Origin of the sequence: Collinsella sp. CLA-ER-H9 (assembly GCF_040092295.1) — a bacterium.
Taxonomy (GTDB): domain Bacteria; phylum Actinomycetota; class Coriobacteriia; order Coriobacteriales; family Coriobacteriaceae; genus Collinsella.
In genome coordinates this window covers 26,215-42,451 of sequence record NZ_JBBNLV010000004.1, presented here as the reverse complement: position 1 = coordinate 42,451, position 16,237 = coordinate 26,215, and the positions used below count along the sequence as shown (strand labels likewise).

At 60.0% G+C, this 16,237-nt stretch carries 14 protein-coding genes; 6 read left to right on the top strand and 8 right to left on the bottom strand.

The annotated features are described in order from the left end of the window. Window positions 1-2 precede the first annotated feature (2 nt). A complete protein-coding gene (locus AAAX73_RS03960; protein ID WP_349125080.1) occupies window positions 3-635 on the bottom strand; it encodes a cyclodeaminase/cyclohydrolase family protein in 633 nt (210 codons plus the stop codon). 377 nt (window positions 636-1,012) lie between these two features. On the opposite strand from AAAX73_RS03960, the gene AAAX73_RS03955 reads away from it, so the two are divergent. From AAAX73_RS03955 to AAAX73_RS03945, 3 genes are all read left to right on the top strand, one after another. After that, on the top strand, window positions 1,013-1,618 hold the full coding sequence (locus AAAX73_RS03955; RefSeq protein WP_349125079.1) for a hypothetical protein: 606 nt from the start codon (window positions 1,013-1,015) through the stop codon (window positions 1,616-1,618). Between the two features lie 226 nt (window positions 1,619-1,844). Continuing rightward, entirely contained in the window at window positions 1,845-2,438 is a 594-nt protein-coding gene (locus AAAX73_RS03950; RefSeq protein ID WP_349125078.1) for a hypothetical protein, read from the top strand. 305 nt (window positions 2,439-2,743) lie between these two features. After that, entirely contained in the window at window positions 2,744-5,203 is a 2,460-nt protein-coding gene (locus AAAX73_RS03945; RefSeq protein WP_349125077.1) for a phosphatidylinositol-specific phospholipase C, read from the top strand. A 94-nt stretch (window positions 5,204-5,297) separates the two neighbouring features. On the opposite strand, the gene AAAX73_RS03940 is transcribed toward AAAX73_RS03945, so the two are convergent. Beyond that, the gene (locus AAAX73_RS03940) at window positions 5,298-5,567 is read right to left on the bottom strand and encodes a hypothetical protein (protein WP_349125076.1); all 270 of its coding nucleotides are present in this window, start codon (window positions 5,565-5,567) and stop codon (window positions 5,298-5,300) included. A 204-nt stretch (window positions 5,568-5,771) separates the two neighbouring features. Between AAAX73_RS03940 and AAAX73_RS03935 the strand changes: the two genes are divergently transcribed. Together AAAX73_RS03935 and AAAX73_RS03930 are read left to right on the top strand one after the other, a co-directional pair. Beyond that, on the top strand, window positions 5,772-6,785 hold the full coding sequence (locus AAAX73_RS03935; RefSeq protein ID WP_349125075.1) for a PDDEXK nuclease domain-containing protein: 1,014 nt from the start codon (window positions 5,772-5,774) through the stop codon (window positions 6,783-6,785). Window positions 6,786-6,848: 63 nt separating this feature from the next. Beyond that, window positions 6,849-7,637, top strand: a complete 789-nt coding sequence (locus AAAX73_RS03930; RefSeq protein WP_349125074.1) for an ADP-ribosylglycohydrolase family protein — start codon at window positions 6,849-6,851, stop codon at window positions 7,635-7,637. Between the two features lie 356 nt (window positions 7,638-7,993). Here AAAX73_RS03930 and AAAX73_RS03925 read toward each other — a convergent pair whose 3' ends face one another. After that, window positions 7,994-9,331, bottom strand: coding sequence for a hypothetical protein (locus AAAX73_RS03925; protein WP_349125073.1), 1,338 nt, complete (start codon window positions 9,329-9,331; stop codon window positions 7,994-7,996). 218 nt (window positions 9,332-9,549) lie between these two features. On the opposite strand from AAAX73_RS03925, the gene AAAX73_RS03920 reads away from it, so the two are divergent. Then, window positions 9,550-10,731, top strand: a complete 1,182-nt coding sequence (locus tag AAAX73_RS03920) for a cation diffusion facilitator family transporter (RefSeq protein WP_349125072.1) — start codon at window positions 9,550-9,552, stop codon at window positions 10,729-10,731. 110 nt (window positions 10,732-10,841) lie between these two features. Here the strand turns inward: AAAX73_RS03920 and AAAX73_RS03915 are convergent, their stop codons facing one another. The 5 genes from AAAX73_RS03915 to ruvC all read right to left on the bottom strand — a co-directional run bounded on the left by AAAX73_RS03915 (window position 10,842) and on the right by ruvC (window position 16,034). Continuing rightward, complete coding sequence (locus AAAX73_RS03915) at window positions 10,842-11,831, bottom strand: hypothetical protein (protein ID WP_271728961.1); 990 nt, start codon at window positions 11,829-11,831, stop codon at window positions 10,842-10,844. A 180-nt stretch (window positions 11,832-12,011) separates the two neighbouring features. Continuing rightward, window positions 12,012-13,679, bottom strand: coding sequence for a formate--tetrahydrofolate ligase (locus AAAX73_RS03910; RefSeq protein ID WP_349125071.1), 1,668 nt, complete (start codon window positions 13,677-13,679; stop codon window positions 12,012-12,014). 146 nt (window positions 13,680-13,825) lie between these two features. Then, window positions 13,826-14,893 (bottom strand): Holliday junction branch migration DNA helicase RuvB, encoded by a 1,068-nt coding sequence (gene ruvB / locus AAAX73_RS03905; RefSeq protein WP_349125070.1) that lies wholly within the window; start codon window positions 14,891-14,893, stop codon window positions 13,826-13,828. Continuing rightward, window positions 14,893-15,513: a Holliday junction branch migration protein RuvA gene (ruvA, locus tag AAAX73_RS03900; RefSeq protein ID WP_349125069.1), complete on the bottom strand. Its 621-nt coding sequence runs from the start codon at window positions 15,511-15,513 to the stop codon at window positions 14,893-14,895. Before ruvA ends, ruvB begins: the two co-directional genes overlap by 1 nt. Next, window positions 15,513-16,034: a crossover junction endodeoxyribonuclease RuvC gene (gene ruvC / locus AAAX73_RS03895; protein ID WP_117639774.1), complete on the bottom strand. Its 522-nt coding sequence runs from the start codon at window positions 16,032-16,034 to the stop codon at window positions 15,513-15,515. Before ruvC ends, ruvA begins: the two co-directional genes overlap by 1 nt. Window positions 16,035-16,237 lie beyond the last annotated feature (203 nt).

The window sequence follows — 16,237 nt, the reverse complement described above, 5'->3', positions numbered from 1 at the left end:
GGCTATCTCCTCTTCCTTGCGGCGTCGGCAGCGCGGCGCGCCAGTGCATCGGCGCGCGGCAGCCACGTATCCAGCAGCTCATCGCACGCCGCCTCGAGTTCCTCGGCGCGCGCCCGGTCTTTCATAGATGTGGTGTTGGCAAAGAGCGTCAGGCTTGCGCCCTGCATGGCAGCGCGGCAGAATACGGCGCCGCATGCCACGTCGGACAGCAGCTGGCGCGAGCCCTTGTCTGCCATGTCCTCGAGCAGCGCCAGCGCGCGCCCGCAGGCATCCATGATCCGATACGGAGGCATGGCCGCCACGCGCAACGCGTCCTGAATCGCCGCGGGTCGAGCCGGGTCATCACGAGGAATACCGTATGCCGCAGACACCTGGCCGTACGCACGAACATCCTCGGCAACCAGGTCCACAAGTTCCTGCGCCAACTCATCCGCCTGGGCAAATGCACGCGTCAGATCGTCTGCGCGACCGGCAAGCGCGGGATTGGTCGCCCCGTAGCGAGCGACCATCCCGCAAAGCGAGGCGCCCAGCGCGCCCACAAAGGCGCTCGCGCTACCGCCGCCAGGAACCGGCTCGCGCGCGGCAAGCGCCTGGGCAAACTCGCGACAGGTTTTATCCATCATCTCTTGGCTCATACGCATGCACCTTCAAGTCATATAGATCGGTTGGTCGGCAACCGTCGTCCAACCGCGTCGAACACGTAATGGTGCTAAGTCTAGCCCATAAGCACATGAACGTCAGCGCACCTGGCCATCGCGGATTTCTATGACGAACGATAGGCGTCGGCGCCACAAACATGGGACACATGGCCCACCTTTCGAGACTTCCGGACGTCACAAACTGGGGCATATCTATAAACAAGGAACCTGTTGGGGCACGGCCGCGCAACGGCCACAAGCGATGAACGGAGGCATAAGCCGCACAGTACACAGAGACATCCGCCGCCAGCGCAATCAGTACCCCAACAGCATGCGGCGCCGCGATGTCACCGACAGACAAGGAGGACGCCACCATGAAGAAAAAGACCCTATCGATCCTTTCCCTTTGCATCGCCCTCTTTGCCGCACTCGCCCTTGTCGGCTGCGGCGGGATCGCATCAGGCGGAGGCGGCAGCACCTCAAAGAGCGAAGGCAAGGAAAAGGCCCCCGTCGCCGAAAAGACTGACTTTATCTGGTTTAAGGTGGAAATGCCCGAGGGCGTTGGCGTAAGCGATTCCGCTGGCAAGAATGCCGACAGGGTCCAGCTCACCTTCCCCGAAGACGAGAACGGTTCGGCCGATCGCTTTATCCCCGTTTGGAAAAAAGCGCTGACGGCAGAGGAATCCCACGCCGACCAGGCAGAAAAGAAAGGTGATACGTTCCAGTGGAAGGATGGCGGGTCCGTCGAGTATAACGGCAGGACGTGGCTCGTCGGAACGTACGAGGACAACAGCGGCGTCTCAACCCTCCTCTTTACCGATGTTGAGCCGGGAAGCGTCTACGTCCTCATCTCGAACTTCGATCTGCATAAGAAAGAAGCCGAGGCGCTCCTCAACTCCATCGAGTTCCCCGATGACATGGCGAAGGCAGTTGCCGAGGCACGCGAAGTCGAGATTTCGAGCATCGAGATCAAGCATTAGGGGCTCGCACGCAGCATCGCATGCGCAGTCATTAAATGATCGGACGCCCAGCCAGGGGAGGATCGGATCGGCCGGCCCTCCCCTCTTTTGCGCCCGGACATATTGCCACTTGCCGGCGCAAATCCGGCCCTCAGAATGGGACACATGGCCCACCCTTACGAGCCGCTCGCGCGTACAGTAAAGGCAGGTAATCCATGGACGGTTACAGATCGAGGAGGACACGACCATGAAAAAGAAGGCCTTTGCGATTCTCACCCTCTGCATCAGTCTCTTTGCCGCAGTTGCCTTGGTGGGTTGCGGTGGCAGCGGCGGCGCTACCGGCAGCGGCGGTGGCGGTGGAGCGGAAAAGCCAGCCGTGGATATGAGGACCGACTTCATTTGGTTTAAGGTCGAAGTCCCCGAGGGCGTCGAAATCACGGACGTCGCAGGCGATACCGCCGACAGGGCCCAGTTTAAGTTCACCGAGAGCGAGCATGCCAGCGACCGCTTCATCCCCGTCTTCGATCCTGACAAGAAGGCCGATGAACTGTTTGACTACGAGGCAGAGTGGAAGGCCAACTCCGGATGGACCGAGAGCGATCCCGTTAAGTACAACGGCAAGACCTGGCGCAGCGCCTACTTTACGCACTCGGGCGGCGTGACGACCGAGTACTTCACCGACGTTGACGGCGGCAGCGTGTACGTGCGCATCGACAACGTCGAGGAACACAAGGACGCCGTCGAGACCATGATGGAGTCTCTGGAATTTGCCGACGACATCGCCAAGGCCAAGACCGAGGCCATGGACGTTAAGCTCGAGGATATCGAGATTAAACGCTAAGCGACTGGCGAGCGCAGCGGGAAACACGGGCGCAGCGTAAACAAGCGACGGTATCCCAGCGCTTCGTACCAAGGGAGGGCCGGTAAACCGACCCTCCTTTTCTTATGCCGGTAGCCGACGAACGCGAGGACGCCGGACGCCGGAACCGCCCCAAATGTGGCAACAGTACGAACACGACAAACACCCCAACACGTCCACCCGCCGATTTATTGCGCCGCGCAGACAATTAAACCGGCGTCTTTAAACATCTGGGCAGTATAGTGACCAAAACTATCGCATAACCGCACTCTGCGAATGGAGAAGTTATGACCGAACACCACGCCATTAGCCGTCGAGCATTCACGTTGGGCCTAGGACTCGCAGCATTGTCGCCATTTGTAAGCCTGCCCGAAACCGCGGGATTGGGCCTTCCCGTGCGCGCGGCATTTGCAGAAGACGCACCCACGCCGGCGGACACCCTCGACAAGTTCGTCATTCGCCTTCGCCCCGCGGGCTATTTTCGCACCGCGAGCGTCAACGAAGACGGCAACGTCATCGGCAACGTCTGCCACCTGTTTAATGACGGCACGTCCAGCAAGCTCATCCTTGAGCACGTAGAGACCGATACAGATAATAGAAATTGGTATGCCATCCGCACCCTGCTCAATTTCGAAGAACACAAGAAGACGGGCTACAGCATTTGGTCGGTCGATGGCGACTCGGACAAAGATGGAAAGGTCATCCACGTATGGAGTGGCGAGCATGACGGCAAGCCCAGTCGCTCTTTTGCGTTCGACCGCCAGTCAAACGGAACCTACATCATCCGAGACCGCACAAACGAGAAAAAAGACATTAATTACCTGGCCATAGAAAAGGACGGCAAAGACCAAGACAACAACAAGATCTGCCACAAGAGGAAGAGTATTCCGTGGGAGCTCGAACTTGTCGGTTACGACAAGGGCGAGATCAATACCACGGTTAGAAGTATCGACTGGATCAAGTATAGCAGCTACGTCGACGGACCATGCTGGATGAAATACGTCGACGGCAACAAATACCTCGACGAGCTGAGCATCCCGGGCACGCATGATTCAAGCACCTGCAGCATCGACAACGACACCGAGCCCCAAACCTCGCTTGCAAAGTGCCAGCAGGATTACATCCCCACGCAGCTGCTCGAAGGCATTCGCTATTTTGATATCCGACTTGGAAAGAACAACGAGAACGGCGACCCCGGCATCGACCATGGAATATGCTACCTGCTCAAAAAAGACGGGGGCTTTATACATCTCTCCGATGTCATCGGTTACTTCAAAACATTTTTGAACGAAAACCCGTCAGAAGCGCTCATCATGCTGGTGTCACGAGGCAACGACGAAGCCACCGACGACAGTGTTACGACGGCTTTCGCCAATGTTATGGACAATAACTCCGATCTGTTCTATACGTCGAGCCATGTCCCCACACTGAACGAGGTGCGCGGAAAGATCGTCCTGCTGCGTCGATTTAAACTCGCCGGCGACAGCGTAGACGGCCACACGTGGGGCCTCGACCTCACCGAATGGGACGACAAAATCAAGGCGCATTCCGGAAAGTCCATGTGCCTCGTGAAATACGAGCAAGGCTTTGAGGCTGCGGGCAATACGGGCGACAAAGAGCCCTATAGCACAGCGGTATATGCCCAAGACCATTACAACTGCACGGGATCCAGTAAGATCGACTGGGTCGATATGGCCCTGAAGGCAGCGTCCGAGTTCGAGCGCAGCACCGTAGATATCACTGCCGCGGACGGGACAACGGTGCAGGCAACGGAGCGCTGCTGGTTTATCAACTACACGAGCTGCACGCAAAACAACCCTTTTACCGCAGCGCGAGTGGTCGACGAGCATCTGTACAAGAGCTCATATATAAACAATACCGGAGTTGAGAGCACAAAGGCGGACTGCCGCAAGCACATTGGCATCATCGCATCCGACTTTGTTGATGCGGCACTGGCCCGGAGCATCTACCAGCGCAATTACGATACGGAGCACAAGCAGACGGCTTCGTGCTACCTCCCAGCCCGCATGCACATGACATATGGCGACTCGCTGAGCGACGCCTCGCTCCAGGACGGCAAGACCGTTGGCGAGGGTCATTTCCGCCTCGTCGATAGCAGCAACGTACTCAACGTAGCAGCCTCGGGACATGCGTTTGCCATCGAATATGTGGATGTCGACGCCCTGGGTAACGAGACTGTTACGGGGCTGCAGGGCTCTGTGCCCATCGATATCGATCGACGCGCGCTGACGCCCCATTTTGAGGGACTCGAAGGCCTTAAGGCCGGCGAAGACGTGCGCGCCAAGATTGCGGCATCACTCGAGGGCAAGCTCGAAACCGATGCCTGCACGGCCCAGCTCGAGTTTGCGCACGACGCGAACGGCGCTCCGGGCACGGCAATGGCCGAGGGCGAAACATTTGCCGCAGGGACGTACTGGGTGCGCGCGAAAGGCCTTTTGGGCGACGCGGAACAAAACTACATACTCGCCAGCGATGGAGCCGTAAGCTTTACCGTAGCGGCCTCGGGCAGTGCAGGCGGCACGGACGGTGGCACGGGTTCCAACGCAGGCAGCGCCGACAAGAACGGCAAGGGCAACAAGAGCAAGGGCTCGGGCGGAAAACTCGCCGGCACGGGCGACGGCTCTGGCATCGCCGCCGGGCTCGCCGCTGCCGCCGTGGCGACGACAGTCGCCGGCGCAGCAATGCTTGCCAGTGACCGCGAAAACGCTGGGGACGACAACGAATAGGCAAGCCCGCCTTTTAGACACATCGACTCAATCGGGGGCGCAGGACACCGTTCTGTGCCCCCGATTTTTACCTCGGCCCGAACGCCGACGTCGGCTACATCACCATGTTCAGCGCGTTCACAAATTCCTGGGCCTGGGAGCGGCTGCTCAGGCTAAAGACACAGGCAGTCAACAGCCTGTTGCGCAGAAAAACGTCGCGACCCTTGATCCTGCTGACCCCCGTGATGTCCTTAAGGTAGACAATCTCGGTGTGCTTGCCGCCGAAAGTGCCCTTCTTGAGCACCTCGATGCGGTTAGGGTAGATCTTGACGTCTTTAAACCCGCCCGAACCTTTGTCCTGGAACAGCAAAGTGTTGTTGTCCATGCGTGTCACTCCCATGGGGTTCGCTAAAACTGCCTCTATGGTCACATTTTAGTCACTTCGGGAATCCTGCACGAAGGCGCTAGGCGACATTGAAATTCGAGTCCGCGCGAGGCTTTAAACTAAATGCAATAAAGATGCATTCCACAAGAGGAAAGTGGGGCGACAGTGATGGGCGAACTGGTAAACCGTGGAGAATCGGCAATCGTGCCAGAAGTTTTTTACAAGCAGGTTTCCTCGATTCTCAACGCCGCTCGCGACAAGGCCTATACCGCCGTTAACTTTGCGATGGTTGAGGCGTATTGGGAGATCGGCAAGAGCATTGTTGATGAGCAGGGCGGAGAGGAGCGCGCAGCATATGGAGAGGCATTGATTGCGGGCCTCTCCAGAAGGCTTACCGCGGATTTCGGAAGAGGCTTTGGCATCGCAAACCTTCGCAATATGCGTCAGTTCTTTCTTGCGTTTCCAATTCGCGACGCACTGCGTAGCGAATTGAGCTGGACTCATTACCGCAGGCTGATGCGTATTCCCGACCCCGAAGCTCGCGCCTGGTACATGAACGAATGTGCCGATTCTCGCTGGAGCACGCGTCAGCTCGAGCGCCAGATCAACACCATGTTCCGCGAGCGCCTACTTGCCAGCAAGGACAAGGAGGCCGTCACCCAGGAAATCCAAAAGAGCGCCCCGGCTCGTCGCCCCGAGGATATCATCCGCGACCCATATGTACTGGAGTTTTTAGGTTTCTCGGACGATGCTGCGTTTCGCGAGAGCGATCTAGAGCAGGCACTCATCACGTATCTTCAGAAGTTCCTGCTGGAGCTTGGCCGTGGTTTCGCTTTCGAGGCGCGCCAAAAGCGCATCACCTTTGATGGACGCCATTTCTATATTGACCTTGTGTTTTACAACTATCTGATGCGCTGCTTCGTGCTCATCGACCTTAAGACCGATGACCTTACGCATCAGGACCTGGGCCAAATGCAAATGTATGTGAACTACTACACGCGCGAGCTCATGAACGAAGGCGACAATCCGCCCATAGGCATCGTGCTCTGCGCGGACAAAAGCGATTCGATTGTCGAGTACACGCTGCCCGAAGACAACGACCAAGTGTTTGCCGCCAAATACCTGCCGTATCTTCCAAGTAAGGAAGAGCTGGCGCGCGAGCTGAGTGCCGAGTACCGCGCCATCAACGAAGCGACTAATGGCGAAGCACAAGGATAGCAATACGTTGCGACCGACACCACCGATGGCGCTCCACATCACCCGGGATAAGAGGAGCTTTCCATGACAGACAGACCGAAAACAACGCTGCGCGACTGCATCTATGGGCTCGCCGTCGGCGACGCACTGGGCGTTCCCTACGAGTTCAGGCCCCGCGGCACGTTCGAATGCACCGACATGATCGGCTACGGCACGCATGGACAGCCCGCCGGCACCTGGAGCGATGACACGTCCATGACGCTTGCTACCTGCGACTCGATTAGGGAGCTAGGGCATATCGACACCGCGGACATGCGCGACAAGTTCGTAAGCTGGATTGCCCGTGGCGAGTATACAATCGACGGCGTTTTCGATTACGGCGGCACGACCGCCCGCGCCTTGCACACCGGCAAAGGAGGCTCCGGCGAGCGCGACAACGGCAACGGTTCGCTCATGCGCATCGCTCCCCTGGCGTTCACCGATGCGACAGGTGAAGAGATCCGCGAGGTCTCCGCGATTACGCACGCCCACAGAACGTCGACTGACGCGTGCATCGTATTTGTCGAGCTGATGAGGGATGTGATGAACGACGCGCTCCCCTCGTGGGCACTCCATCTGAAAGGCGTGCCAGAGCAGGAAATCAGGTCAGGTGGCTTCGTGCGCGACACGCTTAAGGCAGCCACCTGGTGCTTCGTCAACACTAACAGCTACGAAGATTGCGTGCTTGCCGCCGTCAACCTAGGCGACGACACCGACACCACCGCAGCCGTCGCAGGCGCCCTCGCCGGCACGGCCTACGGTATCGACGCAATTCCGCAGGAGTGGATCGATACCCTGCGCGGTAAAGAGTTGATAGAGCAGTGTTTGTTTTAGGACACGCCTTTAACGAAGACAATGTCAGTCAACGCAAATGATTAAGGGACCGCATAAATGATGATTACAGAATGCGCCGTCATGGGTCCGTTCGTCACAGAGCAAAGTACCGTGGGGCCGTACACCGTGTTGGTATTCGAATCCCCGCTGCCGCAGAAAAGGGCCGGTTGCCCCGGCCCTTTAGACATTAGTACCTGCGTTGCCCGCGCTTCCAAAGTTGACCGACTGAGGAGCGGGTTCCGCGGCACACCTTGATTTTGCCCGGTGGGGCGGCTCTTTTGCAGCCGTCCCACCGTTTATTTAGATCTACCACGACGGACAGCTCGCACTACTGCGCACTGTCCCGTACCGTTCCCCTACTTCCCAAAGATCGCTGCAAGCAGCCCCTTGCGTTTGGGCTTTTCTTCTCGGTAGGAACCCTCGGCAACCGCTGCCACCTGACGCGGCTGCTCACCGTCTCCACGACGCACGATCTGGTACAGGAACGGCGACTTGACGTATTTGACCTCGATGGGCGTAGCGTGCACGGTGCTTTCTCCGGACAGATGCAGGCTTGGGTTGAGCGGCGCCACAATATGTGTTTCGTGCTTGTCGCTAAACACCACCGCGACCGCGCGGCCCGTCTGGCCGTTTACGGCAATGCGCACCTGCTCGCCATCGCGGCTGTCCGTCGCCGGGCGATCGACAAAATAGACCGGCACCATCACCAGGCCGTCCTTATGCTTGCGGGCCTTGCGCGCCCAGGTGCGGATGCTCTTTTTATTGAGCCCCAGCACCGCCTCGGCATCGTTGCCGGCAACGTCGAGCGCCAGCTTATCAATGACCACCTGGTCCTTGGTAGACGCATCGACGGAGACAACGCGGAAGTCGCCTTCCTGCATGGCCGGGTCAAACGGCCCAACCTTGGCAAAGTCCCACGGCTCCAAAATGCCCATAAGGCGAACGTCCAGGTAGTTTGCCCGCGGATACGCCCAGTCGAGCACCTCGTAGTACACCAGGGTCTCCTTGCTCAGCCCCTTGCCTGGGAAGGACGCCATCATGCGCAAATCCGCGAGCGCCATGGGGAAGTAGAAGAGCATCATGTCATTTTGAATCGCGTCTTCCACGTCGTGCCCGGCAAAGGCATCGGGATACTGGCGCACCAGCTGCAGCGCGTTGGCATGTGCCTGCTGCGGCGTTATCTCGCAAGGAATACCCTGCTCAGGCACGTACTCGGCACCAACGCCCATGGTCAGACGCTTGCTAAAGGTACCGGGCTTGAGTAGGTCGGCAACGCCGATCTTATTACCGCAGGACGGGCACTCAAACACGCGCTGGGTCGATGACCCCTCAAAGGACGCACCGCAGAAGGGGCAGGGAATGCTCACGTGCGCTGCCTCTTGAAACTCCTGCGCCGTGCCGCGGTCCTCCCACAGCAGATGCTCCAGAACCGACTGATTGCGCCAGTGTGAATTAAAGAAATACCAGTCGGGGTCCACCGGACGCTCGAGCTGCGACACATGGGTGAGCTTAAGCAGTCCATCGACAACCGTCAGCGGCGCATGACGAATGCCCAGGGCGCTCTTGGGCTCCCCCGCATCGGCCTGCCACGGGATGACCGTGCCGCAATAGGCGCACTCAAAGCTGCGTTTAGCCTGGTGTGAGTACATAGGACCGCCGCAGTTTTGGCATTTAATGGCAAACATCTCGTCCATAGAAACGTCCTCCTTTGCACAGGGGCTGTCAACATTAAGTATGTCGGGCAGGCAGGCACATGCCCATACCCATGTGGCCCAAAATGGAGCACCCGGTCGGACAAGAAGGGCCGCTCGTTAGCTCGAGCAGACCATTGCTGCATTTTCAAAGCATCGGCGCACGGTGCGCTCATGCGAGCTACACTATCCCCTTAAACAAGGATGCGAGGAGATACGCCATGCTATTTGTAAATCGGCTGGTACATACGCTTGTTCCCGGCAGCGAGGACGAGCCGGTCGATACGGCTTGCCGCACCAACGCGGGCTTTGCCGCAAGCCTCATCTGCATTGGCCTCAACATTACCCTGTGCCTAGCCAAGGGCATCGCGGGCCTGCTCGCCGGCTCTGTCTCGCTTATCGCCGATGCCTTCAACAACCTCTCCGATGCGTCGAGCAACATTGTGAGCCTGCTCGGATTCCGCCTTGCCAGTCGCCCGGCTGACGAAGGCCACCCCTATGGCCACGGCCGCTACGAATACCTCGCCGGCCTGTTTGTCGCCGTCCTCGTTTGTGCCGTCGGCATCAACCTGGTGCTCGAGTCCGTTACCAAGATCATCAAGCCCTCCCCCACCGCCTACACGCTCGTTTCCCTTGCGGCACTGGCTACGTCCATGCTCGTTAAGCTCTGGATGGCCGCGTTCAACCGCACGCTGGGCGATCGCATCGACTCGGAGGCGCTCATCGCCACGGCGCAGGACTCCAAAAACGACGTCATCACCTCGGGCTCGGTCTTGGTAGCGGCGCTTATTTCGCAGACGACCGGCTTTGACCTCGATGGCTGGGCGGGCCTGGGCGTGGGCATCTTCATCTGCATCAGCGGCCTGGGCCTGGTGCGCGACGCCATCAGCCCGCTGCTGGGACAAGCGCCCGACCCCAAGCTCGTCCAGGAAATCCGCGACAGGATCATGTCGTACCCCCAGGTCCTGGGCACGCACGACCTCATGGTGCACGACTACGGCCCCGGCCGTCAGTTTGCCAGCGCACACGTGGAAATGCCCGGCGAGGGCGATGCCTTTGAGCACCACGAGATTCTGGACACCATCGAACACGACATCAAACGCCAGATGGGCATCGCCATCACGTTGCACTGCGACCCCATTGCAACAACCGGCGATGACTTGCGCGGCTGGGTCAAGCGCGGCGTAGCGCAGATCGACCCCGCGCTTTCCATCCACGACTTGCACGAGCACGACGGCTTTGTTTCGTTTGACCTGGTGCGTCCCGACGGCTTTGACATATCCGACGAGGAGCTGCTGGGGCTCGTCACGCGCATCGTGCACGAGCGCAGGCCCGATGCATCATGCGTCGTCACGTTTGACTCCGGCTTTAGCTCGCCCGAGCGTCCGGCAGAGCAGCTGTAATCGACAGCAAAACGGGACGCAGGACCGCCGACCAGCGCGCCTATGCGCCCGGTCACGCGATCCTGCGTCCCGTTTTTGTTTGCACCGCTAAGGCTCTAGCCGCTCGGCCGCTAGTTTCCCTGTGCGCCCGAAATGCCGTTTTGTAGGGCGTTCCAGGCATCCGTCGCCATGTCTCCCAAGTTCTGCGCGGTATCGCCCAGGTTTTGTGCCGTATCGCCCAGCTCTTGCGCCTTGTCTCCCAATTCCTGCGCCTTATTGCTCAGGTCCTCCAGCGTGTTGGAGCTCGAGCTGTCCGTGGTGCCTTGATCGCCGGACGCATTGCCCGACGAGCCGTCCTTGCGCGTAAGCTGGACCTCCAGGTTGCCGTCAGCGTTGTAGTAGGCAGATGTGACGACCCAGTTGGCATCGACAACAGGCGTCGAGCCGTCGTCAGTCAGAATCACAGCATTCGAAAGATCGGCGCCGCGCGACTTGAGGAGCTTCTTGGCGTTGGACCAGTACTGCCCCGGGATATCGCTCAGATCGACGGTGTTAGATGAGGCGGACTCGGTTTGCTCGGCAGTGGTATCGGCCGTTGAACTCCCCCGTTTGTTGAGCATGCCCGACACAATGGCGAATACAACCGACAGCGCAAAAAAGATCGCCAGCACAATGAGGATCTTCTTGATCACACTCGACGAACGCGACGGCGCCTCTTCCTCGTCCTCACCATACTGCGGAATCGACTTGGGGTACTCACGATAAGGCTGGCGCGCATACGGATCGCGCGACTCATAACGAGGCTGGGACTGTGCCGTGCGCGGCATATACGTCGTCTGCTGAGGCTGCGGAATGGGATTTTGCGGCAGGTTATTATAAGCGCCTGCCGCCGCATTGCCATACGGGTCCGGCGTCGCATTGCCATACGGGTCCTGCGGTGCATAATCAAACGGATCCCGCGGTGTATCGCCATAGCCCATAACTCGTGTGGGTTCGGCGGACGCCTGCGTCGCATCGGGGGCAGCATTGCCGGGGTTCGACACAATGCGGGTCGCATCGGCACTGCCGCCAGCCTGCGCGGAACCATATCCGCCCATCACGGTCGTCTTGTCCTGGTCCATGCAACGTTTCCTCTCCGTCGCCTGTAAGCATCAAGTTATCCATGCATTCTACCCGCGCAAAAGCCTATGATGGGCAAAGCCCGCCGGTATCTACAAGACATGCGCGTGCCTAAGGATCAAAAAGCCCCGCCGGGCCTTGGTAGGCGCGGCGGGGCGGGCAAGCGGCTATGAGCAGCAGACTTAGAACAGGCCGGTGATGTTGCCGTCGTTGTCGACGTCTATGTTCTCGGCCGCGGGAACCTTGGGCAGGCCCGGCATGGTCAGAACGCTGCCGGTCAGCGCGACCACAAAGTGGGCACCGGCGGAAACCTTGAGCTCGCGCACGGTGATGCGGAAATTCTCGGGAGCGCCCAGGGCCTTGGCGTTGTCGCTAAAGCTGTACTGCGTCTTGGCGACGCACACCGGCAGGTTGCCAAAGCCGTTCTCGCGCAGCTCGGCGAGCTGACGCTTGGCAGCCGGCGTAAAGTCGACGCCGTCGGCGCGGTAAACCTTAGTGGCAACGGCCTCGAGGGCATCGGCCACATCGGCGCCGTCCCCGTAGGCAAACTTGAGCTCGCTCGGCTGCTCAATCAGGCGCATGACCTCATCGGCCAGGTCGAGCGCGCCCTCGCCGCCCTTGGCCCAGACCTCGGAAAGCTTAACGTTGACGCCGAGCTTCTGGCACTCGGACTCGATGAGCGCAAGCTCGGCCTCGGTGTCCGTCGGGAAGCGGTTGATGGCGACCACGCAGGGCAGACCGTAGACGCTCTGGATGTTGTCGACGTGGCGCAGCAGGTTGGGCATACCGGCCTTGAGGGCATCGAGGTTCTCGTCGTTAAGGTCGGCCTTGGCAACGCCGCCGTTGTACTTAAGCGCACGGGCGGTGGCGACAATCACGACGGCGCTGGGGCGGACGCCCGTCATGCGGCACTTGATGTCGAGGAACTTCTCGGCACCCAGATCGGCGCCAAAGCCCGCCTCGGTAATGGCGACATCGCCAAAGCGCATAGCCATGCGCGTAGCCATGATGGAGTTGCAGCCGTGAGCGATGTTGGCGAAGGGGCCGCCGTGGACAAACGCGGGCGTACCCTCGAGCGTCTGCACCAGGTTGGGCTTGAGCGCATCCTTAAGCAGCGCGGCCATAGCTCCCTGGGCCTTGAGGTCGCGGGCGCGAACGGGCTCGCCGGCATAGCTGTAGCCGACGACGATCTCGCCCAAGCGCTCTTTGAGGTCGTTGATGCTCGTGGACAGGCACAGGATTGCCATGACCTCGGAGGCAACGGTGATGTCGAAGCCGTCCTCGCGCGGCACGCCCTGGGCCTTGCCGCCAATGCCGTCGATAACATGGCGCAGTTGGCGGTCATTCATGTCGACGACGCGCTTCCAGGTGATGCGCTTAACGTCGATGCCGAGCTGGTTGCCCTGCTGAATATGGTTGTCGAGCATGGCGGCCAGCAGGTTATTGGCGGCGCCGATAGCGTGGAAGTCACCGGTAAAGTGCAGGTTGATGTCCTCCATGGGGATGACCTGCGCCCAGCCGCCGCCGGCGGCACCGCCCTTGACGCCAAAGACGGGGCCGAGCGAAGGCTCACGCAGGGCCACAGCGCTCTTGACGCCGCGACGGCGCAGGCCATCGGCCAGGCCGATGGTCGTGGTGGTCTTGCCCTCGCCTGCGGGCGTGGGATTGATAGCGGTCACGAGGACAAGCTTGGCCTGGTGATCGGTCGGCTCGTTGAGCAGTGAATAGTCGACCTTAGCCTTGTCGAAGCCGTACGGAATCAGGTGCTTTACGTCGACGCCGGCGTTCTTAGCCACCTCGGTAATGGGCAGCGGCGTGACGGAACGTGCGATTTCGATATCAGTAGGCATGGGCGGTCCTTTCGTTACCGGATGAGAAAAAGACCAATTCAGCATAGCACGGGCGCGCAATAGTAAAACACCCGTAACCGATGAATGGCGATATGTTTACCCGATGCCCAGCGATAGCCTACAGACCAGCCAAAACAAACCCGCCTCTAAACGGCTGGCTCGATGCCCAAGTGCTCAAAGGTGCGAAGCGTTGCCTGGCGGCCCTGGGGCGTGCGAATCATCAAGCCGCACTGCAACAGATAGGGTTCGTAGACATCTTCGAGCGTACCCGGGTCCTCACCCACTGCGCTGGCAAGGGTCGTCAGGCCCACGGCACGGCCGGAGAACGTCTTGGCAAGCGTCTCCAAGATACGAATGTCCATCCAGTCCAGACCAAGCTCATCAATCTCGAAGAACTCGAGCGCCTGACGGCAAATATCAAGCTCAATAGGACCGTTGCCGCGCACCTGCGCATAGTCGCGCACGCGCTTGAGCAGACGGTTGGCGAGGCGCGGCGTACCACGCGAGCGTGAGCCGATCTCGAGCGCGCTCGGATGGTCGATCGTCACGCCCAGAATGGTCGCCGAGCGCGTCACGATCTGGGCGAGCTCCTCGACCGTGTAGTAGTCCAGGCGATACGAAATGCCAAAGCGATCGCGCAGCGGGCCGGTCAGCATACCCGAGCGAGTCGTTGCCGCCACCAGCGTAAACTTAGGGATATCCAGGCGAATCGAGCGCGCCGCCGGACCCTTACCGATAACGATATCGAGCGCAAAGTCCTCCATCGCGGGATACAGGACCTCCTCGACCGAGCGGTTAAGGCGGTGGATCTCGTCGATAAACAGCACGTCACCCGGCTGCAAGTTGGTAAGAATAGCCGCCAGATCACCGGTACGCGCGATGGCCGGGCCGCTCGTCGTCTTGATCTGAGCGCCCAGCTCGTTGGCGATAACGGTGGCCAGCGTGGTCTTGCCCAGACCCGGAGGGCCCGAGAAGATCACGTGGTCGAGCGTCTCACCACGGCTCTGCGCCGCCTCGATCAGCACGCGAAGGCTCTGCTTGATATGCTCCTGACCGCAGTAGTCGTCCAGACGCTGGGGACGCAGGGTACGGTCGACATCGAGGTCTTCGGGCGTTAGCTCCGAGCCCACCATGCGCTCACCGTGCGCCATGGATGCCGCCGGCGAGCTGCCGGGCGTCGACCACAGGTCCTGAGAGTCATCGGCTTCCCACATCACGCATCCATTCCGAGTCGCTTAAGCGCCGCGCCGAGCAGGTCCTCGACACGCATATCCTGCCCATCATACCCGCTCAGGGCAACCTCGGTCTCCTGCGGGCTAAAGCCCATGGAAAGGAGCGCCGCACGAGCGTCGTCGATGGCCGAGGGAACGGCGGCGGGAACCGGCATCGCAACCTGACCGGGGATTACGTCGACCGGAACAAAGCCCTTGTCCTTGGCAAAGGTACTCTTGAGCTCCAAGATGAGGCGCTGGGCGGTCTTTTTGCCCACACCGGGTACCTTGGCCATGCCTTTGTCGTCCTCAGCCATCACCAGGGAATACAGCTGTCCCACGGTATAGGTGGAAAGCACGGCAAGTGCAAGACGCGGGCCGACGCCCGAGACAGAAACGAGCCGGTCGAACATCGTGCGCTCGTCCTTGGAGGCAAAGCCAAAGAGCGTCATGGCGTCCTCGCGCACCTGCATACGGGTATAGAGGCGAACCTCGCCGCCGGGCGTAGGCAGCGTGGCGGCAGTGCTGCCCGAAATACCGAGCTCAAAGCCCACGCCCGATACATCGACGACGGCCGAGCTCATCGTGGCCTCGATAAGCGTTCCATGGAGCTGGGAGATCATCAGTATCCGGTTCCTCTCTGTTGATAGAACTCGCCGCCGGTAAGCGCCCGGGTGCGGCTTAGGTTAACGTGGCAGATGGCGCAGGCCAGGGCATCGGCGGCATGGTCTGGGTGAGGGTCGTGATCGAGCTGCGTGAGCGTACGCACCATGTAGGCAACCTGCCGTTTATCCGCAGCACCCGTGCCCACCACGGCCTGCTTGATCTGCATGGGCGTGTATTCGCCAATCTCGAGCGCGCACTCAGAAAGCGCCACGAGCGCAGCACCGCGGGCATGCGCCGTAGGGATGGCCGAGCGAACGTTGGCGCCAAAATAGATGCTCTCGATAGCAGCGGTATCGGGGCGATAGCGTTCGACAACGCCCTTGAGGTCGTGGGCGATATGCGACAGGCGCACCGCGAGCGGGCTGCCCGCGCTGGTCTCGATGCAACCGTAGGCACGGCAACGAACCTCGCCACGTCGCTCCTCGATAATCCCCCAGCCCGTATGGGCCAAACCGGGGTCGATACCCAAAATGACCAAGCCAGCCTCCCCTCGTCTTTTGCCAAGCGCAAGGCAAGGCCTCGCACATCATTCACGAACGTCTGTTCTAGAATAACACAACGCCAGCCCCATACGTCAGCCGAGATTGAATTGTAGGTTGAGCATACGCAAGCGAGCGCCCGCCAGAGCGAGCAAGGTGCCTTGAAAGAGGAGGGCATTGACCTGGCGGTCATGCCCGACGA

Bases quoted from the DNA above. Each gene is read 5' to 3' on its own strand.
- AAAX73_RS03955 (WP_349125079.1), top strand. From the start codon at position 1,013: ATGAAGAAAAAGACCCTATCGATCCTTTCCCTTTGCATCGCCCTCTTT.
- AAAX73_RS03930 (WP_349125074.1), top strand. From the start codon at position 6,849: ATGACAGACAGACCGAAAACAACGCTGCGCGACTGCATCTATGGGCTC.
- ruvA (WP_349125069.1), bottom strand. From the start codon at position 15,513: ATGATCTCCCAGCTCCATGGAACGCTTATCGAGGCCACGATGAGCTCG.
- ruvB (WP_349125070.1), bottom strand. From the start codon at position 14,893: ATGTGGGAAGCCGATGACTCTCAGGACCTGTGGTCGACGCCCGGCAGC.
- AAAX73_RS03925 (WP_349125073.1), bottom strand. From the start codon at position 9,331: ATGGACGAGATGTTTGCCATTAAATGCCAAAACTGCGGCGGTCCTATG.
- AAAX73_RS03940 (WP_349125076.1), bottom strand. From the start codon at position 5,567: ATGGACAACAACACTTTGCTGTTCCAGGACAAAGGTTCGGGCGGGTTT.
- AAAX73_RS03945 (WP_349125077.1), top strand. From the start codon at position 2,744: ATGACCGAACACCACGCCATTAGCCGTCGAGCATTCACGTTGGGCCTA.
- AAAX73_RS03920 (WP_349125072.1), top strand. From the start codon at position 9,550: ATGCTATTTGTAAATCGGCTGGTACATACGCTTGTTCCCGGCAGCGAG.
- AAAX73_RS03910 (WP_349125071.1), bottom strand. From the start codon at position 13,679: ATGCCTACTGATATCGAAATCGCACGTTCCGTCACGCCGCTGCCCATT.
- AAAX73_RS03960 (WP_349125080.1), bottom strand. From the start codon at position 635: ATGAGCCAAGAGATGATGGATAAAACCTGTCGCGAGTTTGCCCAGGCG.
- AAAX73_RS03915 (WP_271728961.1), bottom strand. From the start codon at position 11,831: ATGGACCAGGACAAGACGACCGTGATGGGCGGATATGGTTCCGCGCAG.
- AAAX73_RS03950 (WP_349125078.1), top strand. From the start codon at position 1,845: ATGAAAAAGAAGGCCTTTGCGATTCTCACCCTCTGCATCAGTCTCTTT.